Source organism: Yersinia vastinensis (genome assembly GCF_902726565.1).
GTDB lineage: Bacteria > Pseudomonadota > Gammaproteobacteria > Enterobacterales > Enterobacteriaceae > Yersinia > Yersinia vastinensis.
Window position 1 is genome coordinate 204,636 of record NZ_CACVAF010000001.1, and the last position, 26,192, is coordinate 230,827.

A 26,192-nucleotide genomic window follows, 5' to 3' on the forward strand; every position below is an offset into this window, starting at 1 on the left:
TGATAGCTAGAGGTAAATTGACTTCTTGCTGAGTGGTTTTAGAAACTAAGCCGACAAAGAAGTCATCACGTCAAAATGGTGGTAGGTCAGCATCCCGCTATATTGAATATTACTCTCTTTCCAGCCACCCACACGATTTTGCTGTGCCGATACATGGAATATCCAATCGGAATACTTTACTAGCGGCAGGGATTGCCGCGGTTGTTTGTAGATTTCATCCGCTCTACTACTGCGGGATATTGCCAGATATGTACCATGCCAAGCATTGTTGGCTAATGAAGGATTAGCCGAGCCGGTAAATTTGGTAGTACCTAGTCGATTTTTTATGGCTATTTTTTTGACTGGGACGCCCATTAGACGCAATTGCGAGTACAGGCTTTTCTTTTCCAGATGCAAGTACGGCGAAAGCGCGCTGACAGATGACGCTGCATTGCTGGCATAGTGGCAATCAAGCGTGGATAAGGTTACGCGTGATGGGGGATGTGTGGGCGATAGCAGACTGCCGGAGACCGAACTGGTCCAGCAAGATACTGCAATAAACAGAGCAAACAACCAGCGCATGTATTTGCGTTTCGCTCCCAAAGCATCCGAGTAAAAAAAGTGCTGTCACTTTAGCAAAATCGCGGGATTTGAAACAGGGAAATATGGGGGGTAATTGAGTGTTTTTTAAGCAATAGTTTAAAAACAAGTCTAGCACTGACGTTTGCTGACAGAAGTCGACATTTACTGACCACAAAGCGACATAATCTTGCAAGGAAGAGAAACAATTGCGTCAGTTTCTCTTCCCTGTCACTGCATCACTTATTGGATACTAGCCCTGTCACGCCAAGCTCTTTGGGGATATCGAGATGAACAACAGGGTTCTCAGTAAATAGATAGCGATCCACATTAAATTCAAAATCGTCGGTGGTAGCACGGAACAGCATTTGTTTCGTGTTTTCCAAGTGCTGCCACATAGCGAGTTTACTGGCGTAAGGATCTTTGCGCATTAGTGCTTCAAGGATCCTGTCATGATCTTCGCACCAGCTTTCGATCGATTTATCATCAATATGTTCGTGCAGCTTGATCCAGTAGGGGTTATGCACCCGCTGGCTCCACATTTTTTCGACAATAGTTGCCATGGCAGTATTTTGCGTTGCCAGCGCGACCTGCACATGAAATTTCAGATCCCACTGAGAGTCGCGAAAGCGATCTTCTTGCCGCGCATGTTTCTGGATCTCAATTAATTGCACAATATCTTGCCGGGTCACTTGAGTGGCCGCGAATTCAGCAATGTTACTTTCGATCAGTTGGCGCGCCTGTAACAGCTCAAAAGGACCTGCTGTGGCGAATTCAATGCCTTGGTTGGGCATCACCAAATGCTTTTGCTGATTCGACATGACATGGATGCCGGAACCTTTGCGCACTTCGACATAACCTTCCACTTCCAACATGATAATCGCTTCACGGACCACGGTTCGGCTGACATTCATTTCTTCGGAAATGTAGCGTTCTGCGGGCAATTTATCGCCCACCGGATAAACTCCGGCTTCGATGCGCTGCTTTAACTCTGCGGCTAACTGCTGGTACAACCGTCTGGTTTCTGTGAATTCCATGATTAAGGCTCTTGAGATCAATTGAGGCCGCAAATTTAGCGACTCATTTTGTCTGGAAGGCATGATATCCCGAAGGAGATACAATTGGACTTGTTATACCACTTATCCCTTTTAGGTTCTAGTTATTGCTATCACAGTTGTGATGGAAAACGTGCAGTTAATAAGGTGCAAAAAGGGCGCATAAAAAAGCCCGACAAATCATTGCCGGGCTATATCCCTGTTATCTTTCAAACGGTAGGCGGTAACACGATAATTAATCACCCAATATATTGAATTTACTAAATTTATTGGGTGAAATTTAGTTTCCACCTACCGATAATTTGAAAGCTAATCTATAGGGCACAGAATAAGGTGATAATTTAGCTTAATTCTGCCCGGCCGGAGATTGTTGAATCGGGTCGATAGCCGGTTCGGCTGCCGGGCGGTTTTGCAGCACCGTCCAGATAACCACGACGGCCAACACGTCAAACACAGCCAGTGCAGCAAACAGTGGGCTGAAGCCCATGGTGTCTGCCAAAGCCCCGACCACCAGTGCAAACAGGGTACTGGCAGTCCAAGCCGCCATTCCCGTCAAGCCGTTGGCGGTTGCCACTTCGTTACGACCAAAGACGTCGGATGACAAGGTGATCAGTGCGCCGGACAGTGATTGGTGCGCAAAGCCGCCAACACACAGCAATGCAATCGCAATATAAGGGCTAGTGAACAGGCCAATCGTCCCTGGAGCAATCATCAACAGGCCACCCATTGTTACCACTAACTTACGGGAAACAATCAGGTTAACTTTGAAATATTTCTGGAATAATGGCGGCAGATAACCACCCAAGATACAGCCTAAGTCGGCAAACAGCATTGGCATCCAGGCGAACATAGCAATTTCTTTCAAGTTAAAACCATAGGCTTTAAACATGAACAGTGGGATCCACGCGTTGAATGTCCCCCAAGCCGGTTCTGCCAGAAAACGTGGGATTGCAATACCCCAGAACTGACGGTTACGGATAATCTGCATTGCAGACATCTTTTTAGCGTTAGCAGTGGAGTGCTGTGCTTCCTGACCACTGAGGATGTATTCACGTTCTTCATCCGTCAGTTTTTTCTGATCTTTCGGGTGTTTGTAGAGGATTAACCAAGCAATTGCCCAAATCAGACTGAGCACACCGGTGATGATAAATGCCATCTGCCAGCTATGCATCACGATAGCCCACACCACTAATGGGGGGGCAATCATACCGCCGATAGAGGAACCGACATTGAAGTAACCCACAGCAATAGAACGTTCTTTTGCAGGGAACCATTCACTACTGGCTTTCAGGCCAGCAGGGATCATAGCAGCCTCTGCCATACCTACCGCACCACGGGCGATAGCTAAACCACCCCAGCTACTGGCCAATGCAGTACTCATACAGAATATGGCCCACATAATGGCAAACATGGCATAGCCCACTTTCGTGCCCATAACATCCAGAACATAACCGGCGACCGGTTGCATCAAGGTGTAAGCAGCAGAATAAGCGGCGATAATATAAGAATATTGCTGTGTTGTGATATGTAACTGCTCTTGCAGCGTCGGTGCGGCAACGGCAATGGCGTTACGTGTTAAGTAACCCAATATAGTACCGACAGTGACCAAAGCGATCATGTACCAGCGTAAGCCTTTAATTTTACGCATCATTTATAACTTTCTCCCAGTCTAAGATTACTGCTATGTAACGCAGTTTATCGCTACGTTTCATAGCGCAATTTGGTCCAATCCGACATTGCTGTGCATGCGGTGGTACCTGATGCTCCCTTTACGGCCGAGTGACACAGCATTCTGTTTCCCAGAGAGGGGTAATCAGAAAATTGCTGTGCCCGATATCACTTCGGTCTTAAGCCGTTTGTAGTCAGTGATATTTGTCGATGTGTTCCATCAGCGACGACCTTACCCTTGCTATCTGAGGCCGCAGTGCTGGTACGGCCTCACTTTGATGTACCCATTTGGGTCAAATCAGCGCATTTAATCGAACATGGCGGTTGAGATGACTGATGGCGACGCAACAATAACTTGTCATACAGATTTAAAAGTTGAGTGATATCACAAAAACCACTTTTCAATTAGGGAATAATAGAACCCGGCAGACTTAGTGCCGCAAGGGACTAAATAAACTATAAATGTTGAGTATTTGTTCTTTTTGTTAGGTTTTTGCGATCTCCATCTATAAAAAAATGCTGGACGATAGATGAAATTGGTGTGATAACTTCGCGATAACAGAAAGCAGTACTCTAAGATGTACTCAAGTGAGGAACCTAATATGGCGCAGTTTTTGACCGAAGACTTTTTGCTCGACACCGAATTCGCCCGTCGTCTGTATCATGACTACGCAAAAGATCAGCCGATCTTTGATTATCACTGCCATTTACCACCAGAACAGATTGCAGAAAATTACCGCTTTAAGAACCTGTATGACATCTGGTTGAAAGGTGACCATTATAAATGGCGTGCTATGCGCACTAATGGTGTTGCAGAACGTCTGTGTACTGGCGATGCCAGTGATCGCGAAAAGTTTGAAGCTTGGGCGGCCACGGTTCCACATACTATCGGTAACCCGCTGTACCACTGGACGCATCTTGAATTGCGTCGCCCATTTGGTATTACAGGTAAACTGCTATCCCCTGCAACATCAGAAGAAATCTGGCAGCGCGGTAATGAATTGCTGGCTCAGGACAATTTCTCCGCGCGTGGCATCATGCAGCAGATGAATGTAAAAATGGTTGGCACTACAGATGACCCAATCGACGACCTGCGTCATCACAAAGCCATCGCCGCTGATGGTAGCTTCAATATCAAAGTGTTGCCAAGCTGGCGTCCAGACAAAGCGTTCAATATTGAAGCCGCAGGTTTCAACGACTATATGCAACGTTTGGAAGCGGCTGCCGACACCTCTATCAGCCGCTTTGCTGATCTCTGCACGGCGCTAAATAAACGTATGGATCACTTCGCAGCACATGGTTGCAAAGTTTCTGACCATGCGTTGGACGTCGTGGTTTACGGCGAAGCTGATGAAGCCACGCTGGATGCTATTCTGGCGCGTCGCCTGGCCGGTAATCAACCAAGTACCGAAGAGATTGCTCAGTTTAAAACCGCCGTATTGTTATTCCTGTCTGGTGAATATCATCGTCGCGAATGGGTGCAGCAGTATCACATTGGCGCACTGCGTAACAACAACAGCCGCATGTTCAATCTGGTTGGGCCGGATATTGGCTTCGACTCGATTAATGACCAACCACTGGCGCAGCCTCTATCCCGCCTGCTGGATGCACAGGGCCTGCGTAATGCTCTGCCAAAAACCATCCTTTACTGCTTGAATCCACGCGATAACGAAGTGATCGGTACCATGGTAGGTAACTTCCAAGGTGAAGGTGCTGCTGGGAAAATGCAGTTCGGTTCAGGCTGGTGGTTCAACGACCAAAAAGATGGCATGCAACGCCAAATGACTCAGTTGGCACAGCTTGGTTTACTCAGCCGTTTCGTCGGCATGCTGACTGATAGCCGTAGCTTCTTGTCTTATACCCGCCATGAATACTTCCGCCGCATTCTGTGCCAGATGATTGGCCGTTGGGTCGAAGATGGTGAGGCACCGGCGGATATTGAACTGCTGGGATCCATGGTGAAAAACATCTGCTTCGATAATGCGAAACAGTACTTTGCCATTGAGCTGTGATCGTTACAGCCAAAGATAACCACAAATTAAGCTAATAACAGGGCCAGTTTCCATGGCCCTTATGACTATAACTTATTGATTATTTAGCGCCCGGCTACGCCGCGGAAGATAAACTCTCCGTCAAGCGAGGACTGTCAGTAATGATAGGCCACGGCTGTATGCGTTATAAGGTGAACCCTGATGCAAACCCTGAACCGTCGTGACTTTCCTGGCCGTAGCCATCCTGACAAAATCATTCAATTTGGTGAAGGCAACTTCCTGCGTGCTTTCGTCGATTGGCAGATTGATCTCCTCAATGAACATACTGATCTGAATGCCGGGATCGTCGTGATCCGCCCGATCGACACTGATTTCCCACCGTCACTCAGTACGCAGGATGGCCTGTACACTGCGGTGATTCGTGGTTTGAATGAGCAGGGAGAAGCGGTGCGGGAATCCCGTCTGATCCGTTCTGTTAATCGTGAAATCAATATCTACCGCCAGTTTGATGAATATCTGGCACTGGCACGTGATCCTAATATTCGCTTTATGTTCTCAAATACCACCGAAGCCGGTATTGCCTGGAATGAAGCGGATCAATTCAATGATGCACCGCCAAGTTCTTTCCCCGCCAAATTGACGCGTTTGCTGTTCGAGCGTTTTGAGCATTTTAAAGGTGCTGCGGATAAAGGCTGGGTACTGCTGCCGTGCGAACTGATTGATTATAACGGCGAAGCACTGCGTGAATTGGTGTTGCGTTATGCCAGCCATTGGCAATTGCCGGCAGCATTCACTCAGTGGCTGACTGAAAATAATACCTTCTGCTCCACATTAGTGGACCGCATTGTGACTGGTTATCCACGTGATGAAGTGGCCGCGCTGCAAGCTGAGTTGGGTTATCAAGACAGCTTCCTCGATACTGCTGAATATTTCTATCTGTTTGTTATCCAAGGGCCAAAAGAACTGGCACAAGAACTTCGTCTGGATAAATTAGATCTGAATGTGCGCATTGTTGATGACATCAAACCGTACAAAGAACGCAAAGTCGCCATTTTGAATGGCGCGCACACCGCGCTGGTACCGGTCGCTTACCTGTCGGGGTTAGATACTGTCGGGCAGACTATGGACGACGCGCAAATCAGCAGCTTTGTAGAGAAAACTATTACCGAAGAAATTGTGCCGGTATTGGATTTGCCTGAAGATGAGTTGTTGTCATTCTCTCAAGCCGTATTGAGCCGGTTCCGCAACCCGTTCATTCAGCATCAATTGTTGTCTATCGCTTTGAACGGAATGACAAAATTCCGCACTCGCATCTTGCCACAATTGCTGACTTATCAGCAGCAGCAAGGCAAGTTACCACCACGTCTGACTTTTGCACTGGCCGCGCTTATCGCCTTTTACCGTGGCGAACGTGATGGTCAAACCTATCCACTACAGGATGATGCCCACTGGCTGGAGCGTTATTCAATGCTGTGGAGTGGTGTCAAACACGGTGATATCGCGTTGGCTGAGTTGGTTAACAGCGTGCTGTCTGATACCGCCCACTGGGGACAGGATCTGACCGCTGTGCCGCAACTGGCAAATCAAGTTACAGAACAACTGCAAACTATCATTGATCGCGGTATGAGAGCTGCTGTCGCGGCATACAGCTAAAGGTTTAACTATGCAAAGTATTATAAAAATTCACCCGTTAGATAATGTTGCTGTCGCATTGCAAGACCTCGCTGCCGATGATGTCCTCGATATCGGGGAGTTTCACGTTAAGTTGGCGCAACCCGTGGCGCGTGGCCATAAATTTGCTCTGACGGCCATTGAGCCAGGGCAAATGATCGTTAAGTATGGTTTGCCGATCGGGCATGCATTAACCCTGATCCAGCCCGGCGAGCATATTCATTCGCAAAATGCTAAAACCAATCTTAGTGATCTGGATGAGTATGAATATCAGCCGGAGTTTATGGATTTACCGCCGCAAATGGCAGATCGTGAAGTCCAGATCTACCGCCGTGCGAATGGTAATGTCGGGATCCGCAATGAATTATGGATCATTCCAACGGTAGGGTGTGTTAATGGCATTGCCCGGCAGATCCAGCAACGTTTTCTGAAGGAAACACAAGATGCCGAAGGTATTGATGGCGTCTATTTGTTCAGCCACCCATTTGGTTGTTCACAGCTGGGTCAGGATCATGAAAATACTCGCACCATGCTACAAAATATGGTGCGTCACCCCAATGCCGGTGCGGTACTGGTGATTGGGCTAGGATGTGAAAATAATCAGGTCGATGTTTTCCAGACAACGTTGGGCAAGGTTGATGAAGATCGTGTGCATTTTATGGTCTGTCAGCAGCAAGATGATGAAGTGGAAGCTGGCCTTGAGCATCTGCATGCACTCTATCAAACCATGCGTAATGACAAACGGGTTCCGGGCAAGCTGAGTGAACTGAAGTTTGGTTTGGAATGTGGTGGTTCTGATGGTTTATCAGGCATTACTGCTAACCCATTACTGGGGCGTTTCTCTGATTATGTGATTGCCAATGGTGGCACATCGGTTCTGACTGAAGTACCGGAAATGTTTGGTGCCGAAAGGATCCTGATGAGCCGTTGCCGTGATGAAGCTACGTTTGAAAAGACAGTCAGCATGGTCAATGATTTCAAACAGTACTTTATTGCTCACAACCAACCTATCTATGAAAACCCATCACCGGGTAATAAAGCCGGTGGTATTACCACGCTGGAAGAGAAATCCTTGGGCTGCACCCAAAAAGCGGGTCAGAGCAAAGTGGTCGATGTGCTGAAATACGGTGAACGCTTACAACGTCCTGGTTTGAATTTGCTCAGTGCTCCGGGTAATGACGCGGTGGCAACCAGTGCCTTAGCTGGAGCGGGTTGCCATATGGTGCTGTTCAGTACTGGCCGCGGCACTCCTTATGGTGGTTTTGTGCCGACAGTGAAACTGGCAACTAACAGTGAACTGGCTGCCAAAAAACCTCATTGGATCGATTTCGATGCTGGTAAATTGATTCACGGTACGTCCATGGACACATTATTGACTGAGTTTGTTGATTTGATAGTCGACATTGCCAATGGCAAACCAGCACGTAATGAAGTGAATGATTTCCGTGAACTGGCAATCTTTAAAAGTGGCGTAACCTTGTAAAAGCTGTGCTTTTTGATTAATATGAAACGGTGTTTTATTTTTTATGAATAGAACACCGTTTACGTTTTAATCATGTAAGACTCAGTGCGGCTATCCGCACACCAGGACTCACCCACCATGACTTTCTATTGGTTTGCTCAATCTATTGGTGTACTGGCATTTTTTGTCGGCATCACCATGTTCTTCAACCGCGATGAGCGGCGTTTCAGACTTCAGCTTTCTGCTTACAGCGCCATTATTGGCTGCCATTTCTTTCTTATGGGAGCCAGTGCTGCCGGCAGCAGCGCCATGCTGAATGCACTGCGTAATCTGGTCGCCTCCAAAACCCGCAGCAATGTTGCAATGATGGTATTCATCATTCTGACGCTGGCGTTTGGGCTATGGCGTATGCAGCACGCAGTAGAGATATTGCCGATATTTGGCACGGTGATCAGTACCTGGGCGCTCTTTCGCACGACCGGGCTGACGACTCGATGTGTGATGTGGGTATCCACGGTATGTTGGGTTATCCATAATGTTTGGTTGGGTTCTATTGGTGGTTCATTGATTGAGGGCAGTTTCTTGCTGCTCAACGGCTTTAATATTATTCGTTTCCGCCGTTTGCAATTGAAAGGGATAGATCCTTTTCGGGTTGAAAAGAAAATCGTGAAAGAAGATGTTAGCCAATAAAAACGGGGGCTAGATAGCCCCCGATCATCATTTTAAGGTCCGAACTCAGACGTTTTTACGGCTTGCCAACGGATCTGGATCGGCCAGCTTGATATCTTCAGCCTGACAAACGGCAGCAGTAAAGATGACGTCAGTTGAAGAGTTCAGCGCAGTTTCAGCAGAATCTTGTAGCACCCCGATGATAAAGCCAACGGCAACGACTTGCATCGCCACTTCGTTTGGAATACCAAACATGCCGCAAGCCAGCGGAATCAACAGCAGCGAACCACCGGCGACACCCGATGCGCCACAAGCGCAGATTGAAGCAACCACACTTAACAGCAGTGCGGTTAACAGGTCCACAGGAATACCGAGGGTATGCACGGCCGCCAGTGTTAACACCGTAATAGTAATCGCCGCGCCTGCCATGTTAATGGTGGCACCCAATGGAATCGAAACGGAGTAAGTATCTTCGTGTAAGTTCAGCTTTTTGCACATTTCCATATTAACGGGAATGTTAGCGGCTGAACTGCGGGTGAAGAAGGCAGTAACGCCACTTTCACGCAGGCAAGCAAATACCAGCGGATAAGGGTTACGACGGATTTTCCAATAAACAATCAGTGGGTTGACCACTAATGCGACTAATAACATACAACCAATCAGTACCACCAGCAGTTGCGCATAGCCCAGCAACACACCAAAGCCAGTTTCAGCCATGGTGGATGACACCAGACCAAAAATACCCAATGGAGCAAAGCGGATAACTACACGAACGACTTTAGTGACAGCATCAGACATGTCATTAATCAATGCCTTGGTGGTATCCGCAGCATGACGCAGGGCAATACCGAGGCCGACAGCCCAAGCCAGAATCCCGATATAGTTAGCATTAAGCAGAGCATTAATCGGGTTCGCAACCACACTGTTTAGTAAACCTTTTAGTACTTCGACAATCCCGGTTGGCGGGGAGATATCTGCATTCAGGGTGGCTAATACCAAGGTTGATGGAAACATAAAGCTGACAACCACCGCAATCAGTGCCGCAGAGAAAGTCCCCAACAGATACAAGAACAGAATAGGGCGAATATTGGTTTTTTGACCTTGCTTATGGTTAGCAATAGAGGACATCACTAACATCAAAACCAGAACTGGCGCGACAGCTTTTAATGCGCCAACAAAGAGTGTGCCCAATAAACCCACGGCCAATGCGGCTTGAGTTGATACTAACGCTAAAATAATCCCGGCAATCAAGCCGACCAGAATTTGTTTAACCAAACTGCCGCGGATAATAAATCCGATAAAACCAGATTGTGTCTTTTCCATAGTTTTCCAGTGATGCCTCTTCCCAAGTTAAACTTGTTTTCTTTTTGGCCGATCAACACAAGAGCCGGAACGTGGCTCAGTGTTTAGTCTCACACCTGTAACTAGGAGCTTACCCACTAAGGCTTTATTTGCCATGTTGAACCTGTGCAGTGCTCTTAATCCTCACGTACTGTGTACGCTTCGGTTCTTGCGCGCTGTCCGTATTCAAACTGACGGCAACAATGACGCATACTGGGATAAGCTCTTTATATTATTTGTAACTGGGTGTGTTTGCTTTGACAGTATAAGGGAATCTATTGAGCTGGAAAGAGACAATCAGCAAAATCCAATGGGGATCAAATTTGCATAACATTTTGTTTACATTTGTGTGATCGTAATAACATTTGGTGAATAATCAGAATCGCGGGATAAATACGGGGTGAGAGTCACCCCGTAGGCGATATTGTCCCGTTAACCTGACTTTTTGTCTGAGGTTTTATCTGCTGCTAAACGACGGTCTGCACGATGATTTGCCCAAGCATTAATGATCAACGTCAGCGCCAAAATGCCTGCCACGACACCCAATGAAATGCCAATAGGGATATGGAACAGATCGATGAGCATCATTTTGATACCGATAAAGACCAAAATCACGGATAAACCGTACTTCAACATTGAGAAGCGTTCTGCCACGTTTGCCAACAAGAAGTACATGGCACGTAAGCCCAAAATCGCAAATAAGTTAGAAGTCAGAACGATAAAGGGATCGGTCGTCACGGCAAAAATGGCCGGAATACTGTCAACGGCGAAAATCACATCGCTCAATTCAACCAGAATTAAAACCAGCACTAATGGGGTGGCATAGAGCACGCCATTTTTGCGCACCGTAAAGCGGTCGCCATGCAACTCATCTGTCATGCGCAGATGATTACGGATCCAGCGAACCAGCGGCTTCTCACCGATGGGCGTATTGTCGTCTTTCGCCATGGCCATTTTGATACCGGTAAACAGTAAAAATGCACCGAATAAATACAGGATCCAGCTAAATTGCGATACCAGCCAACTGCCGGCGAAGATCATAATAGTACGCAGTACAATCGCGCCCAGCACACCATAGATCAGTACCCGACGCTGTAGATTGGCAGGAACAGCAAAGTAGCTAAAGAGCATTAGCCAAACAAAAACGTTATCAACAGCGAGGGCTTTTTCAATCAGGTAGCCGGTGAGGAAGGCCAGCGCTTGCTTATCGGCAATTTCGCGACCCACGGTTTCGGCCAGATACCACCAGAAACCGGCATTGAATAGCAAAGATAAACTTACCCATACCAGCGACCAACAGGCTGCTTGGCGCAGTGTCATGGTTTGTGAGCCACGGCGCCCCTGCAACAGTAAGTCGATAGCGAGCATAATGGTCACTACGACAGCAAAACCACCCCATAGTAAAGGAGTACCCACGGTATTCATCATTAAGGAACCTCATAAAAACAAAAACGGCCAACGTCGGAAGACGCTAGCCGCTATGATTGAGCTGCAAGCAAACCTCGCCTTCCGGCAAGGTCTCACTTACAACTCTATTAATGTAAAAGCCCAAGTGGGTACTCAATACATTAATGAGGTTGCCCGGTAACCGGGTGCTTTCGCACCGTAATGACGGCAAACCGGCAATGAAGTTACTCCCCTTTGCCGCGCAAAAATAATTGAAAATGGACTGCGGGTCAATCATTGAAACAAAATATTAATGATACCCTTTATTATTGAAGATGCAGGGAGCTGGCAATGCTGATGATGCTCGAATAAGTTCATCCGGATTTGCTGACTTGCCACCTACCTGCAATGCCAATGATTTGAGTTATATCGCTGGCGGCTGGGAGTCTGCCGGGAAGATAACACCAGTTTGACGACGAATCTCCGTTTGTATACGCGATGTGAGCAATGACAACTGCAAGCCATCATGTTCCACCTGTTTATTTTCCACCAGATTGGCAAAAACCTCAGCTTCATACAGCATAGTATTAATATGTTGAGGTTGCGTGAGATCTTGCGAGTGGCTGCCTCGTGGGGTAAAGGCGACGGATAGACATTCAGAGATACTTTCAATCACCAGTGAACCATCTTCTCCCTGAATCTCGCTGGGAATATCGGATTGGCTGACTTTGGAATGGATGATAACCACATCAAAATCGCCATAATTTAAGCAAACCGTGCCGTGCGCATCAACACCACTTGGCAGTAAACTGGCACTGGCAAGCACTGATTTGGGTTCCCCCCACAGGGCTAAGGCGCTAGCTAGGCAGTAGTAACCAATATCCATAATCGAGCCATTAGAAAATGCCGGATTAAATGTATTGGGATTTTCACCATTCAGATAACGTTGATAACGTGAGGAATATTGGCAGAAATTAATAAAAGCCTTACGTAATTTACCCACTCGCGGTAGAGACTGTTTTATTTGAATAAAATTAGGGAGATAGGCTGTTTTAAAGGCTTCGAATAGCACCACTTGGTGCTCGCGGGCGCAGGCAACCAAGTCTTCGGCTTCGGCAAAGTTAGAGGCCAGTGATTTTTCGCAAATAACGTGTTTTTTGTGGCTGAGAAACAGCTTAGTTTGAGGATAATGTAAGGCGTTCGGGCTGGCGATATAGACAGCATCGATCAGTTCACTTGTTGCCATTGCTTCCAGATTATCAAAGCATTCGGTAACGTTATAATCCTCACCAAACTGCTTAGCTTGTTCCAATTTGCGAGAGTAAACAGCCACCAGTTTCATTTTGCCACTCTCGTGGGCAGCATCAACAAAGCGCGCGGTGATCCAATTGGTGCCAATGACAGCGAAGCGAATCATAGTGAACTCCATTCCGACTAGAAGAAAAACACGTTGAACCGCCAGATTATCATGGCCCGCAGAACCACGGCTGAATTTCTTGGCGAATGAATACTTCAGTGACTAGATGCGGTTAGTTATAAATCAAAAGCTAATAGATACTGCCAAACAGATCCAAATGTGTCAGGTAGAGACGTGTATCAAACTCTAACTGATGATATTGCGGCTCCATATGACAGCACAAACTGTAGAATGCTTTGTTGTGATCTTTCTCTTTCAAATGAGCCAATTCATGCACCACAATCATTTTTAGGAAGGCTTCCGGGGCGTTTTTAAACACGGTAGCAACCCGAATTTCTGCTTTGGCTTTCAATTTACCGCCTTGCACTCTGGAAATCGCAGTGTGCAGGCCGAGTGCATGTTTCATCACCTGAATTTTACTGTCGTAGGCGACTTTACTTAATGGTTGGGCATTGCGCAGATATTGGTTTTTTAAATCAACCGTATATTGATACAGCATTTTATCTGTATTGTAATCATGAGGTTGTGGATAGCGCTGACGCAATACATTCCCCAATCGCTGCTCGGTAATCAACTGATGTACCTGAGACTGTAAGTGTTCGGGATAACCTTGTAGATAGGTCAGTTCCGCCATAGTAGGTATTTGCCCTAAGTAAATTGATTATCGTACTTGAAGATATATAGGGATTCAAACAAAGCCCACTGCCGGTATTGTTACCAACAGCGAGCTTTGACTTAATGGGGGAGAAAAACGGAATTTATCATCAAGTTAGAAGCGATAATTGGCGCCCACACTGGCTTGAGTATCACTGTAATTGTGGCCACCAAATTGATGACCTAAATGTGTCCACAGCCGCAGGTTGTTGTTAACGTTTGCTTCAATGCCCACTTTAAGGTCTGCAATATTGCTATTCCCTTGCGGCATCACATTGATACTTGTTAACTCTGTCTGATTTTGTAGCGGCCTCTTGATGATGTACACGTTTGATAATTGTACTCCTTGATTCATTCGGCTATGAATCCAATTTGCTTCAAAGGAGGGGCTGATTTGCAGCGTTCGAGTCGAAGATAAGGTGTCAATATCGAATTCCATTGCTGTTCGCACCCCCAGTTTGGTGGTGACTCCGCTGTTTTCCTCAACTCTAACCTGTGTACCGTTTGGTTCAACATGTAATAGCCCGCTGGTACGCTGCCATAATACTTTTGCCTTGGGTTGTACGAAGAACCGAGAGCCAGTTTTTTCGAATACTTGTACTTTGTAGCCACTCTCTAATGCTGTCGTAAACAGATAAGATCGGTAATTTGCGCTCGTGACGATATCTGCGGCTTTAATCTGATTATTGAACCAGCTATGTTGTGCCAGTAAGTCAATATAAGGCCCGAGTTTAGTTTGGTTATCGGCATACCAGATGCTGTATAAACCCAAGTTATAGCCATCAACAGAACCTTGGGCCTGATGATGAGATAATGTGGAGCGACTATGGTTAGTGGATTTACCTAACCCCGTTGTTAACCCCAAAAGCCCCTGACCATTGCCACCGCTGCTCCATGTGCCCAATGTCCCCCCAAGCTGGATAGCGTAGCGGTCACTTTTTGTATGCAATTGACCTTGTCCTGAGTTAAAACGGCTTTTTGAGCCAGTAGTATTGAGCCACATGCTAGTGACTTCTGTTTCTCCGGTGGTGGTATCAGTATAAAGTCTTTCCCCATGGCGATATTGCAAGTCATCAGCAATAAACATCTGTTGAGCGGCGAGCTGGTTTGCAATATAGCTGCCCACTTGCGGATTATGACCCGTGATCGGTGCGTATTTAATGATCTGTTTAGGCGCTGGCTTTGGTGTCGATGGAGCAGCGACTTTTTGAGTGCTAGCGAGGGCTTTTTTAACCTTTTGAGGCTCCGGTGCGGCGGTGGCCGTTTGGGTATTTTCTGGTTCCGGATCTTCAGTTATTGTCTTATCCGTATTCTCAGGTGCTGGGGAGATAATATTGGTTATTGTAGAGTAGATTGCGTTAGTAACATGACCAACTTCTGTAGCCGCAGCATCGATTTCAGTGACAATATCGGCTTTGGGTCTATTTTCCTTATAAGCCTCATAAGCTGTTTTATAGTCTGCTGGTGGCTTGCCATCCAGCATATCTTTTAAATAGTTCCCTACATACTTTCTATTAAATATTTGCTGGTCCTGCTGCTGTTTCTCCTTCTGATGTTTCTGTTTTTCTATTTTTAGTTCATTTAGATGGCTTGAAACTATGGGTAATGTCTCGGACAGGGTAGTGACTATTGTGGGGACACCAAAATCAGTTACCGGAATATGTGACTCTTCGGATATTTGTCGTTTTGGTTGGCTTATGTCCTCATAGAATTGCTTCAGACTATGAGTCTCTGCCCACACAGCAGTGCTACTGAATACCAACAACAGTGCGCTAATCGCTTTGGCGCAAGGTGCTATACGATAAGGTAATGAACATGAATTAATGGGGCGCTGAATAAAATATGATATAGACATTGTTGGTTTACCTTCCTGGTAATTGATATCCAAGCTTTATATCTTTTGTATTTAAATTTACTGGGGATGATTGCTTCCAGCGATAAAATACAGATTTGATATCAATATAATATATTGGTGACTTTGGCATTTATGATTAAAATACAAATAACAAATTATCTATATTTTATTTGTTTCACGAATGCATAAGAATAATAGATTAATGCAGATATTTATCTGGCGAGCTATTTTATGTTGAGTCAGCAGAAATAGAGGTTATTGATAATGAATCAACACAAAAATAAGACTTGGTAATGATTGATATCGTAAAGTATGGGACAATTCATTACGCTGCCTTAAGCTGTATGCCAGAGGGCCTCTCTGTTATGCCTCAGGCATGCCTCACGTTTTATCGGCTTTGGTTTAGATAAAACGGCATTTAAGTAAAAAAACATTTTACTGAAGGCCCGTTTTAGGGGATAAACAGCCCAAATTTATTATTCAGGAGCGGTGATGAGCCAACTCTTACTGGGGACACAAAGCCTTGAGCTTGAGCGTTTCCCCCCACAAGAAAATTCCAATACCTTACAGGCGTGGGAAGCAGCGGATGAATATCTGCTACAAAACATTGACTTAAGCCAAATTGATGGTCGTCCGGTACTGGTATTTAATGATCAGTTTGGAACGCTGGCCTGCGCTTTACACGCTTATCGTCCATTTAGTGTTAGTGACTCCTACATGAGCCAACTGGCAACGGCGCATAATTTGCGCTTAAACCATCTTGATGAAGACGCGGTCACCTTGCTAAGTAGTATGGATGCGTTACCGCCAGCGCCTAAGTTGGTAGTGATAAAGATCCCTAAAGCATTGGCGTTGTTAGAGCATCAATTGCGTGCTTTGCGCCGCGTCGTGGCACCTGACACAGTCATTATTGCGGGGGCGAAATCCCGTGATGTACATAACTCAACCCTGCAATTATTTGAAAAAATTCTGGGGCCAACGAAAACCACATTGGCCTGGAAAAAAGCACGCTTGATTCACTGTGAAGTGGCCGATATTCCGCAGGAAGATGTACCAGAGACAACGGATTGGCCGCTGGCAAATACCGAGTATGTCATCCATAACCACGCGAATGTTTTCTCCCGTAATAATCTGGATATTGGCGCGCGTTTCTTTATGGAAATCCTGCCTTACGATGTGACCGGTAGAATAGCGGATCTGGGCTGTGGTAACGGGGTTGTGGGTTTAATTGCACTTGAGCAAAACCCGTTGGCGGAAATGCTGTTTGTCGACGAATCATATATGGCTGTGGCATCCAGCGAGTTGAATATCACGTACAACCGCCCGCAAGATTTATCGCGTTGTGAGTTTATGGTCAGCCATGGTCTGGCCGGTGTGGAACGTGAGAGCCTGCAACTGGTGCTATGCAATCCGCCATTCCATCAGCAGCATGCCGTCAGTGATCATGTGGCTTGGCAAATGTTCTGCGATGCCAAGCGTTGCCTGCAAGTGGGCGGGGAACTGATGATCGTGGGTAACCGTCATTTGGATTATTTCCACAAACTGAAACGCCTGTTTGGTAACTGCGAGACGCTGGATTCCAATCAGAAATTCATGGTGCTGAAAGCGGTTAAAACAGCATCATCCCGTTCAGAAGGCGGTGGTTCGGGGAGTTTGGATATGTCGTACAGCGATTTCTAATGACCTTTTGGCTGTGACGTTGCAGCATAGACCTTGCTGCAACATCAATGCCTAACAGGGGGGCTTAGGCCACCCCTGTTTTTTGTTACCGGCTATATAGCCAGCGCCAGACGTGTTCCTTGATCAATCGCCCGGCGAGCATCTAGCTCGACAGCAACATCAGCTCCGCCAATCAAATGTACTGCTTTGCCCATCGCCATTAAGGGTTGGTGGAGTTCTCTGCGTGGTTCCTGACCTGCACAAATAATAATGGTATCTACCGGTAGACAACTAGCCTGTTCGCCACGGGTGATGTGCAAGCCCTCATCATCGATATGTTCATAGCTGACACTGTTGAGCATCGTGACACCGCGCATAGCCAGACTGGTGCGGTGGATCCAGCCGGTGGTTTTACCCAAGCCTTCGCCCACTTTGCTGGTTTTTCGCTGTAATAGAAAAATTTGTCGTGGTGAAGGATGAACTATAGGCCCCTGTGGGGATAAACCGCCACGATGAGTGAGGTCTTGATCAATGCCCCATTCACGACTGAATGCACGGCAATCCAGACTGCTAGAATCGCCCGACTGGCTGAGATATTCCGCCGTATCAAACCCAATTCCGCCAGCACCAATAATAGCGACTCGCTCACCAACCGGCTTTTTATCGCGCAGCACATCCAGATAAGTCAACACTTTGGGGTGGTCAATACCCGGGATGGTGGGCAAGCGCGGCTGAATACCGCAAGCGAGGATCACTTCATCAAAATCAGTTAGTTGCTGTGCGGTTACTTGAGTATTGAGCTGCTGGATGACGCCATGAAGAACTAACTGACGGCGGAAATAGCGCAATGTTTCGTAGAACTCTTCTTTGCCGGGGATCTGCTTGGCGATATTAAATTGCCCGCCAATGTCCGCTGCGGCATCAAAAAGCGTCACCTGATGACCACGGCTGGCAGCGGTCACGGCAAAAGCCAATCCGGCAGGCCCAGAACCAACCACCGCTAATCGTTTTGGTGTTTCAGTCGGTATGATGGGCATTTCAGTTTCACGACAGGCGCGCGGATTAACCAGGCACGACGTCAGCTTGCCCTCGAAAATTTGGTCCAGACAGGCCTGGTTACAACCAATGCAAGTATTGATTTCATCGGCCCGATTTTGCGCAGCCTTGTGAACAAAAGCGGCATCGGCGAGAAACGGGCGGGCCATTGACACCATATCCGCACAGCCGTCAGCGAGCACTTGCTCCGCCACGTCAGGAGCATTAATCCGATTGGTGGTGATCAGTGGAATGCGGACTTTCCCCATCAATTTGCGGGTGACCCAACTGAATCCGGCGCGCGGTACCATGGTGGCGATTGTGGGAATACGTGCCTCATGCCAACCAATACCGGTGTTAATCAAAGTGGCTCCAGCCTGTTCTATCGCCAGCGCCAACTGTTCAATTTCATCCCAACTGGAGCCTTCTTCCACCAAATCGAGCATAGAAAGGCGATAAATCAGGATGAAATCAGGCCCGGTTGCCAGCCGAACTGCGCGGACAATTTCAACGGCAAAGCGCATACGGTGAGTGAAGTTGCCGCCCCATTCGTCATCGCGCTGATTGGTTCTGGCAGCCAAAAACTGATTAATTAAATAGCCCTCGGAACCCATGACTTCGACACCATCGTAACCAGCACATTTGGCAAGTTGGGCGCAATGGGCGAAATCAGCAATAGTTTGCCGCACTTCATCACCACTTAATGCTTGTGGGGCAAAAGGATTAATGGGGGCTTGTAATGCTGATGGGGCGACAGGCTGCTTTTGATAACTGTAACGGCCTGCATGAAGAATTTGCAGCGCGATCTTTCCCCCCGCCCGATGTACGGCGTCAGTGACTATCTGATGGTGTGGTACATCCATCTCGTCGTTTAGTACGGATGCGCCTTGATACACGACACCTTTTTTATTGGGGGCAATGCCGCCAGTGACAATCAGACCGACTCCTCCGGCAGCACGTTCGGCGTAGAACGCCGCCAGACGCTGTGGCCCATCGGGTAACTCTTCTAGTCCGGTATGCATCGATCCCATTAATACGCGATTCTTCAAGGTAGTAAAGCCGAGATCAAGGGGCGCGAGCAGGTGAGGGTAAGCTAACATTGCAGTCTCCAATATCGTTATTTCTCTACCGCCATGGTGGAATTAAACCAAGTGGTCGGATGAGATTTTTTAATCAAATTTAGACGGTGCAATGCGGCTTGGGAAATTACAATGTGCTGATTGTGATAGCCGTCATGAATATGACATTGGTTGGGAGATAAGTATCAAATGAAGGGATGATGCGGGTAGAGCATATTCCCTTCATTTATCAATATGATTGCCAGTTAATCACCAAAGACCCGCAGGCGGTGACCATCAGGGTCTAATGCCACAAAAGTATAACCAAAATCCATTTGCAAAGGCATTTGCAAAATCGGTAGACCACGCTGCTGCCAGTCATCATATAAAGATTGCACTGCCGCTTTGTCTGCCAGAGCAAAAGCCACTTCAGCGCCACCTCCTGTAGCGGTCGCTGCTGGCTCAACATCATGTTTTGACCATAATCCCAGCATGACACCCGAATCCAGTGCAAACATGGCAAAAGTAGGATGTAACTCCACCGGATCTTTCGCCAATAGGTCGGTGTAAAATGCGGCACTTTGGGTCGGGCTATCAACGTATAAAATGATGAAGTTTGGATCTGTCATAATATTTCCCCAATATAATGAGATGGATACGCAGTGTGTCAGCTCAATGTCGCTTAACTGAGTTCTATCTTAGTGGGGCCTACTGACAGTTTCTGTCAGTAGTGATTATCTATTTCAAAGAGAGAGAAAAAGTCATTTTCTGGGCGGTGTAGATAGCAATGATTGTTCTTCGATTCCTTCAGCTTCACGCCACTGTTTTAATAATAGATGCCGACGTTGAGGATAACGCTGTTCGGTCAATGCAATCGCGCTGATACGATCTGCCCGGAAATTACGGATAGTTTGGCGTAACTCACACCAAGCAATCACCACACGGACTTGTTCAAAAAAGCCAATAGCAAACGGCCAGATACGGCGACTGGACTCCGCCCCTTTCAAATCTCGATAAGTCATATCGACTTTTCGCTCACCACGTATTGCGCGGCGCAATATAGGCAAGGCCAACTCGCAGTCTGGCATATGATCGACCGGGCCGATCAACAGCGTTGAAGCATCTAGCTCGTCGCGTAAGTCCGCGGGTAAAACGGCCGCAATTTTTGCTAAAGCATTATGAGCTGCCGCCCTAAGCTGTGTATCGCCACGATCACTAACCCAGCGTGACCCCAGTACCAGCGCTTCAATTTCCTCTTCAGAAAACATTAATGGCGGTAGCATAAAACCAGGGCGCAGCACATAGCCTAATCCGGGTTCACCTGTAATATCAGCACCTTGTTGTTGCAGGGTGGCGATATCGCGATAAAGTGTTCGCACGCTGATTGCCAGCTCATTTGCCAGCGCTGCCCCAGTCATCGGATAGCGATGACGGCGTAAAATTTGAATTAAATCAAGTAGGCGCTGACTACGGGACATAGTGACTCTCGTCAAAGCAGAAAAATTGACTATATACCTTTCGTCTTATTTTCAGAATAGCGGTATCGCTGTTCACGATACCGCGGAGGAAGGAAATTTATGAGTTACGTTTAAATAAGCCCGCGACCATAAAACAGCTAAATGAGCTAAACAACATTTCAATCCCGACCAATGTGGTCACCATCGTGATAGACATTAGTGGCCCAGCGCTCACCAGCAGATAGGTAATAAACAGATCAAGCACACCTAATAAGATTTGCAGCCATGCGCCAGGCAATCCCCATGTTTTAAAACCAGTTATCAGCCGCATCACCCCACCAAAAGCAAACAGCACGCCGAGTACAATGGCCAGACTTATCATCCCAATTGTAGGATTGGTAATAAATACATAACCCATCACTATGTATGCCACACCCACTAAAATACCCGTCACCATCGGCCAGAGGTTATGAGAGCGATTAGCTATCATCCCGATGATAAGCGCAATACCACTGAGCAGCAGTAGAATACCGATGATAGTACTCAAGGCCGCACCAGAGGCTAATGGGTTAATCAAGCAGAAAATCCCGCCTAATAGCAACAGGACTGCAATGATTCGCATAATAAGCCGTTGTTTTTTCAACGTTCCTTCATCAATATCCATAAGGTATTTCCGATCTATATTCAGCATGACTATGACTCCTGTAAGGTCTGAACTGAGTTATCGATAACTCCCATGAGTATAGGTCGAACAATATATATTAAAAAAATTAATGAGATTCAACTGATTATGCGGTGGAATTTTTCCTGTACATCAGCGGTAAAAATAGCCTGACAGGATATTAATGGTAGCGTTTACAAGTGTGAAAACTTCAATTTCATTTGATGAAATGCTCGATGGCCATGATCTGTAATTGTTGAATAGAAAAATAATTCTTATAAGTTTCCAAATAAATGAAAAATACAATGTAAATAATATGGTAATTATCTATCTATTAAAAAACATATTTGTATTTATAGTGGCGCATTTTTTATCTGGTGCTAACTTTTTATCATCACGTGAAATTATAATATTTCGTTGGTGATGTATTTTTTAAATAAATTCAATAATAACATCATATTTTATAGTTTTTTGATTTCATAAGCTTTTAATTGAATTCTCCTCAATTAGAATAGGGGTCGTAAATGACTAAAAAATCTGCAGATGATTATCGTTCGACATTATTGGATTCCCGCTTTGGTTCTCAAGCAATCCGTAATATGACGGAAGATAAAAATTTTCCCCAAGAAGAAATGCGCGAAGATATTGCCTTTCAAATCATTAGCGATGAGCTATTTCTTGATGGAAATGCGCGGCAAAACCTCGCAACATTTTGTCAGACGTGGGATGACGATAATGTCCACAAGCTGATGGATCTTTCGATAAATAAAAACTGGATTGATAAAGAGGAATATCCGCAATCAGCGGCGATAGATATGCGCTGTGTAAATATGATGGCGGATTTATGGAATGCACCTAAATCAAAGGATGGGCAAGGTGTTGGAACCAATACGATAGGCTCTTCAGAGGCCTGTATGCTCGGTGGTATGGCCATGAAATGGCGTTGGCGTAAAAAAATGGAGGCGGCCGGTAAACCGACGAATAAACCTAATTTTGTTTGTGGGCCAGTGCAGGTGTGTTGGCATAAATTTGCTCGTTACTGGGATGTAGAAATGCGTGAAATCCCCATGGCACCGGGGCAATTATTTATGGATCCACAACGGATGGTGGATGCCTGTGATGAAAATACCATTGGTGTAGTACCAACTTTCGGTGTGACTTATACCGGAAACTATGAGTTTCCTAAACCGCTGCATGATGCACTAGATAAGCTGCACAAAGAAAAAGGTCTCGATATAGACATGCATATCGATGCCGCAAGTGGCGGTTTCTTAGCGCCTTTTGTGGCCCCAGATATTGAGTGGGATTTCCGTTTGCCTCGAGTGAAATCGATCAGTACATCCGGGCACAAATTCGGGCTGGCTCCATTGGGTTGTGGTTGGGTTATTTGGCGTGATGCTGCGGCCTTACCTGAAGAGCTGATATTTAATGTCGATTATCTTGGTGGCCAAGTGGGTACCTTTGCTATCAACTTCTCGCGTCCGGCGGGGCAGGTTATTTCCCAATATTATGAGTTTATTCGCTTGGGGCGTGAAGGCTATACCAAGGTACAGAGCGCCTGTTATCAGGTTGCAGAGTTTCTGGCGAAAGAGATTGCTCCATTGGGGCCTTATGAATTCTATTGCAGTGGCGGCCCGTATGAGGGGATTCCTGCTATCTGTTTCCGTGTCAAAGAGGGGGCTAAACCGGGTTATACCCTCTATGATCTTTCGGAACGTTTGAGGCTACGTGGCTGGCAAGTCCCTGCATTTACACTCAGCGGTGGTATGTCCGATGTGGTCGTGATGCGTATTATGTGCCGCCGCGGATTCGAAATGGATTTTGCAGGGTTGCTATTAGACGATTTTAAATCCTCACTGAAATACCTGAGTGAACATCCATCCCTAGGTGGCGAGGCTAGTCAGAATAGTTTTAATCATACCTAAGGCTAGGCAGTTCTTATTCTGATTTGAGCCTTTAAACCAAGGTGGCGTCATGCCAGCGAATAAGGTGGATAAATTATGCCGAATAATGTCTCCAGTACTGCCAAGCCAGCCGCTCCGGTAAAAAAACTGGGTATTGCTACGCTTGCGATCATGAATATTGTGGCCGTTGTCAGTCTCAGGGGATTACCCGCTGAAGCTGAATATGGCTTGAGTTCAATATTTTATTATCTCTTTGCCGCTGTATTTTTCTTAATTCCAGTGTCATTAGTTGCTGCTGAACTAGCCACGGGTTGGCCTGAAAAAGGAGGGGTATTCCGTTGGGTTGGTGAAGCCTTTGGCCCCCGTTTAGCCTTTCTTGCCATGTTTATGTTGTGGATTGAGGTCACCGTATGGTTCCCCACTGCGCTGACATTTGCAGCTGTTTCACTGGCTTTCATTGGCCCAGAACAACGATGGGATGAGGCTCTATCTGCCAATAAATTCTTTGTCTTGGGAATAGTGCTATTTATTTATTGGCTCGCGACCTTTATTGCCTTTAAAGGGGTTGCGACGTTCGCCAAAGTATCAAAATGGGGCGGTATTATTGGCACCATTATTCCGGCGATTATTTTGATTGTATTGGGGTTCGCCTACTTACTTGGCGGAGGAGCACCACAAATTGAATTGGCTTGGGATCAGGTGGTCCCTGATTTTACCAACTTCGATAACGTGGTACTGGCAGCGAGTATTTTCTTGTTCTATGCCGGTATGGAGATGAATGCCATCCATGTTAAAGACGTGGATAATCCCAATAGAAATTACCCGATTGCCATTATGTTTTCAGCCGTGGGAACGGTGCTTATTTTCGTATTAGGGACTTTAGCTATCGCCTTTATTATCCCGCAGTCGGACATTAGCCTGACACAAAGTCTGTTAGTTGCTTATGACGCCATGTTTAAGTGGGCTGGACTAGAGTGGTTGGGGCCGATTGTCGCGTTTGCATTGGCGATTGGTGTATTGGCGGGGGTTGTGACTTGGGTCGCTGGCCCATCCTCTGGTTTACTGGTTGTGGCTAAAGCCGGATATTTGCCGCGCTGGTGGCAACATACTAATCAAAATGGCATGGCGACACATATACTGTTGCTTCAGGCATTATTGGTGACTTTACTGGCAATCCTGTTTGTCGTATTACCTTCGGTGCAAGCTGCGTATCAAATAATGAGTCAACTGACCGTTATCTTGTATCTCATCATGTACATGCTGATGTTTGGCTCCGCTATTTATCTACGCTACAGCCAGCCGAACCGGCCTCGTCCGTATCATATTCCCGGTGGGACTATCGGGATGTGGATTATTGGTGGTGCGGGGCTACTTGGCTCGATTCTGGCTTTCGTCTTCAGCTTTATTCCACCCAGCCAAATCTCGGTAGGGAGTCCTACGGAATATGTGGGCATTTTGATCGCCACGACATTGTTCTTTGTTGTATTACCATTTTTGATTTATCTCGTTCGTAAACCTCACTGGCGTGATGCCAACAGTGATTTTGCGCCATTTACGTGGGAAGCCGAGAATGGACATCCGGGCATCCCAAATTTATCGGCAACACATACCAGTGATGTGACGGCAACGGCTGCAACTAAAATACCTGCGGCAAACACGCCAAAAAGTTAGTTTCCTTCCTCTGTATAAGCAGGGCGGCTTCGGCTCCCTGCTCAATGACATTAAGCGGTGGAGTCAGTGTTATGACTATTGGCCTAGCTCATCTAAATCAAGCTGTTAAGAATGCTTATTCACAATATGCCACCCTCTCCGGAGGGGAAAATGCCAGCTATATTCCCTATCTGGCCAGTGTTCCCAGTCAACTCGCTGCAGTGGCCATTGTGACCGTTGATGGCGATATTATCTCGCAAGGCGATGCTGATTTTCGCTTTGCCCTTGAGTCGATTTCGAAAGTATGTTCCCTCGCCTTAGCTCTAGAAGATGTTGGTCCACAGGCGGTGCAAGACAAAATTGGTGCCGACCCTACCGGTTTGCCTTTTAACTCGGTTATTGCATTGGAGCTACATAATGGTAAGCCGTTGTCGCCACTGGTTAACGCCGGCGCGATGTCTACAGTGAGTCTGATTAAGGCGAGTGATCGGGAAAATCGCTGGGCGCGAATTTTAGAGATCCAACAGCAACTCGCGGGCGCACCAATTTCGATGTCGGATGAAGTGAACCATTCAGAGCAAACTACTAATTTTCATAATCGCGCCATTGCGTGGCTACTCTATTCTGCGCAAGCAATGTACTGCGATCCGATGGAGGCATGTGACGTCTACACTCGTCAATGTTCAACGTTGCTCAACACCATTGAACTGGCAACGATGGGGGCAACTTTTGCGGCAAGCGGTGTTAATCCGGTCACGAAAAAGCAGGTTCTGACAGCGTCAAACACCTCATTTATTCTAGCTGAAATGACAATGGAAGGGATGTATGGCAGCTCAGGAGATTGGGCATATACCGTGGGTTTACCGGGTAAAAGTGGTGTTGGGGGCGGTATTCTAGCGGTTGTACCCGGTGTGATGGGTATTGCCGCATTTTCGCCGCCACTTGATCCGATAGGCAATAGTGTTCGTGGGCAAAAAATGGTGGCCTCAGTAGCTCAAGAACTGGGATATAACCTGTATAAAAGCCGTTAACCACAAATTC

The 26,192-nt window shown here is 46.6% G+C and carries 20 protein-coding genes; 8 read left to right on the plus strand and 12 right to left on the minus strand.

The window, feature by feature from the left end:
• Positions 1 to 45: 45 nt before the first annotated feature.
• The 3 genes from HUZ92_RS00915 to HUZ92_RS00925 form a co-directional block, all read right to left on the minus strand.
• Positions 46 to 561 carry a hypothetical protein gene (locus tag HUZ92_RS00915; RefSeq protein ID WP_050140188.1) on the minus strand — a complete coding sequence of 172 codons (516 nt, stop codon included), beginning with the start codon at positions 559 to 561 and terminating at the stop codon, positions 46 to 48.
• Positions 562 to 797: 236 nt separating this feature from the next.
• Positions 798 to 1,595 (minus strand): transcriptional regulator ExuR, encoded by a 798-nt coding sequence (gene exuR / locus HUZ92_RS00920; protein WP_050100702.1) that lies wholly within the window; start codon positions 1,593 to 1,595, stop codon positions 798 to 800.
• A 364-nt stretch (positions 1,596 to 1,959) separates the two neighbouring features.
• Positions 1,960 to 3,264, minus strand: coding sequence for an MFS transporter (locus tag HUZ92_RS00925; protein ID WP_050100704.1), 1,305 nt, complete (start codon positions 3,262 to 3,264; stop codon positions 1,960 to 1,962).
• Between the two features lie 619 nt (positions 3,265 to 3,883).
• On the opposite strand from HUZ92_RS00925, the gene uxaC reads away from it, so the two are divergent.
• The 4 genes from uxaC (at position 3,884) to HUZ92_RS00945 (ending at position 9,095) form a co-directional block, all read left to right on the plus strand.
• The gene (gene uxaC / locus HUZ92_RS00930) at positions 3,884 to 5,293 is read left to right on the plus strand and encodes a glucuronate isomerase (RefSeq protein ID WP_050100706.1); all 1,410 of its coding nucleotides are present in this window, start codon (positions 3,884 to 3,886) and stop codon (positions 5,291 to 5,293) included.
• Between the two features lie 180 nt (positions 5,294 to 5,473).
• Positions 5,474 to 6,925, plus strand: a complete 1,452-nt coding sequence (locus tag HUZ92_RS00935) for a tagaturonate reductase (RefSeq protein WP_050100708.1) — start codon at positions 5,474 to 5,476, stop codon at positions 6,923 to 6,925.
• 10 nt (positions 6,926 to 6,935) lie between these two features.
• Positions 6,936 to 8,426 (plus strand): UxaA family hydrolase, encoded by a 1,491-nt coding sequence (locus HUZ92_RS00940; protein WP_050100710.1) that lies wholly within the window; start codon positions 6,936 to 6,938, stop codon positions 8,424 to 8,426.
• Positions 8,427 to 8,543: 117 nt separating this feature from the next.
• The gene (locus HUZ92_RS00945) at positions 8,544 to 9,095 is read left to right on the plus strand and encodes a YgjV family protein (RefSeq protein ID WP_050100712.1); all 552 of its coding nucleotides are present in this window, start codon (positions 8,544 to 8,546) and stop codon (positions 9,093 to 9,095) included.
• A gap of 45 nt (positions 9,096 to 9,140) precedes the next feature.
• On the opposite strand, the gene sstT is transcribed toward HUZ92_RS00945, so the two are convergent.
• The 5 genes from sstT to HUZ92_RS00970 form a co-directional block, all read right to left on the minus strand.
• On the minus strand, positions 9,141 to 10,397 hold the full coding sequence (gene sstT, locus HUZ92_RS00950; protein WP_050140187.1) for a serine/threonine transporter SstT: 1,257 nt from the start codon (positions 10,395 to 10,397) through the stop codon (positions 9,141 to 9,143).
• Positions 10,398 to 10,847: 450 nt separating this feature from the next.
• A complete protein-coding gene (locus tag HUZ92_RS00955; protein WP_050100718.1) occupies positions 10,848 to 11,843 on the minus strand; it encodes a TerC family protein in 996 nt (331 codons plus the stop codon).
• A gap of 382 nt (positions 11,844 to 12,225) precedes the next feature.
• On the minus strand, positions 12,226 to 13,218 hold the full coding sequence (locus HUZ92_RS00960) for a Gfo/Idh/MocA family protein (RefSeq protein ID WP_128451196.1): 993 nt from the start codon (positions 13,216 to 13,218) through the stop codon (positions 12,226 to 12,228).
• A gap of 130 nt (positions 13,219 to 13,348) precedes the next feature.
• Entirely contained in the window at positions 13,349 to 13,852 is a 504-nt protein-coding gene (locus tag HUZ92_RS00965) for a M48 metallopeptidase family protein (protein ID WP_050100720.1), read from the minus strand.
• 135 nt (positions 13,853 to 13,987) lie between these two features.
• Complete coding sequence (locus HUZ92_RS00970; RefSeq protein WP_235897011.1) at positions 13,988 to 15,727, minus strand: autotransporter outer membrane beta-barrel domain-containing protein; 1,740 nt, start codon at positions 15,725 to 15,727, stop codon at positions 13,988 to 13,990.
• Positions 15,728 to 16,219: 492 nt separating this feature from the next.
• On the opposite strand from HUZ92_RS00970, the gene rlmG reads away from it, so the two are divergent.
• Positions 16,220 to 17,407 (plus strand): 23S rRNA (guanine(1835)-N(2))-methyltransferase RlmG, encoded by a 1,188-nt coding sequence (rlmG, locus tag HUZ92_RS00975; RefSeq protein WP_050100722.1) that lies wholly within the window; start codon positions 16,220 to 16,222, stop codon positions 17,405 to 17,407.
• 92 nt (positions 17,408 to 17,499) lie between these two features.
• Here the strand turns inward: rlmG and HUZ92_RS00980 are convergent, their stop codons facing one another.
• From HUZ92_RS00980 to HUZ92_RS00995, 4 genes are all read right to left on the minus strand, one after another.
• Entirely contained in the window at positions 17,500 to 19,521 is a 2,022-nt protein-coding gene (locus HUZ92_RS00980) for an NADPH-dependent 2,4-dienoyl-CoA reductase (RefSeq protein WP_145524395.1), read from the minus strand.
• Positions 19,522 to 19,745: 224 nt separating this feature from the next.
• The gene (locus tag HUZ92_RS00985) at positions 19,746 to 20,108 is read right to left on the minus strand and encodes a VOC family protein (protein WP_050100725.1); all 363 of its coding nucleotides are present in this window, start codon (positions 20,106 to 20,108) and stop codon (positions 19,746 to 19,748) included.
• A 132-nt stretch (positions 20,109 to 20,240) separates the two neighbouring features.
• A complete protein-coding gene (locus tag HUZ92_RS00990) occupies positions 20,241 to 20,957 on the minus strand; it encodes a helix-turn-helix transcriptional regulator (RefSeq protein ID WP_050100727.1) in 717 nt (238 codons plus the stop codon).
• 97 nt (positions 20,958 to 21,054) lie between these two features.
• Positions 21,055 to 21,627, minus strand: coding sequence for an HdeD family acid-resistance protein (locus HUZ92_RS00995; RefSeq protein ID WP_050100729.1), 573 nt, complete (start codon positions 21,625 to 21,627; stop codon positions 21,055 to 21,057).
• A 494-nt stretch (positions 21,628 to 22,121) separates the two neighbouring features.
• Here HUZ92_RS00995 and HUZ92_RS01000 point away from each other — a divergent pair, with 494 nt between their 5' ends.
• The 3 genes from HUZ92_RS01000 (at position 22,122) to glsA (ending at position 26,182) form a co-directional block, all read left to right on the plus strand.
• On the plus strand, positions 22,122 to 23,522 hold the full coding sequence (locus tag HUZ92_RS01000) for a glutamate decarboxylase (RefSeq protein ID WP_145580110.1): 1,401 nt from the start codon (positions 22,122 to 22,124) through the stop codon (positions 23,520 to 23,522).
• Between the two features lie 75 nt (positions 23,523 to 23,597).
• Positions 23,598 to 25,172 (plus strand): putative glutamine/gamma-aminobutyrate antiporter GadC, encoded by a 1,575-nt coding sequence (gene gadC, locus HUZ92_RS01005; RefSeq protein ID WP_050100733.1) that lies wholly within the window; start codon positions 23,598 to 23,600, stop codon positions 25,170 to 25,172.
• 71 nt (positions 25,173 to 25,243) lie between these two features.
• Entirely contained in the window at positions 25,244 to 26,182 is a 939-nt protein-coding gene (gene glsA, locus HUZ92_RS01010) for a glutaminase A (RefSeq protein ID WP_050100735.1), read from the plus strand.
• The last annotated feature ends 10 nt before the right edge of the window (positions 26,183 to 26,192 follow it).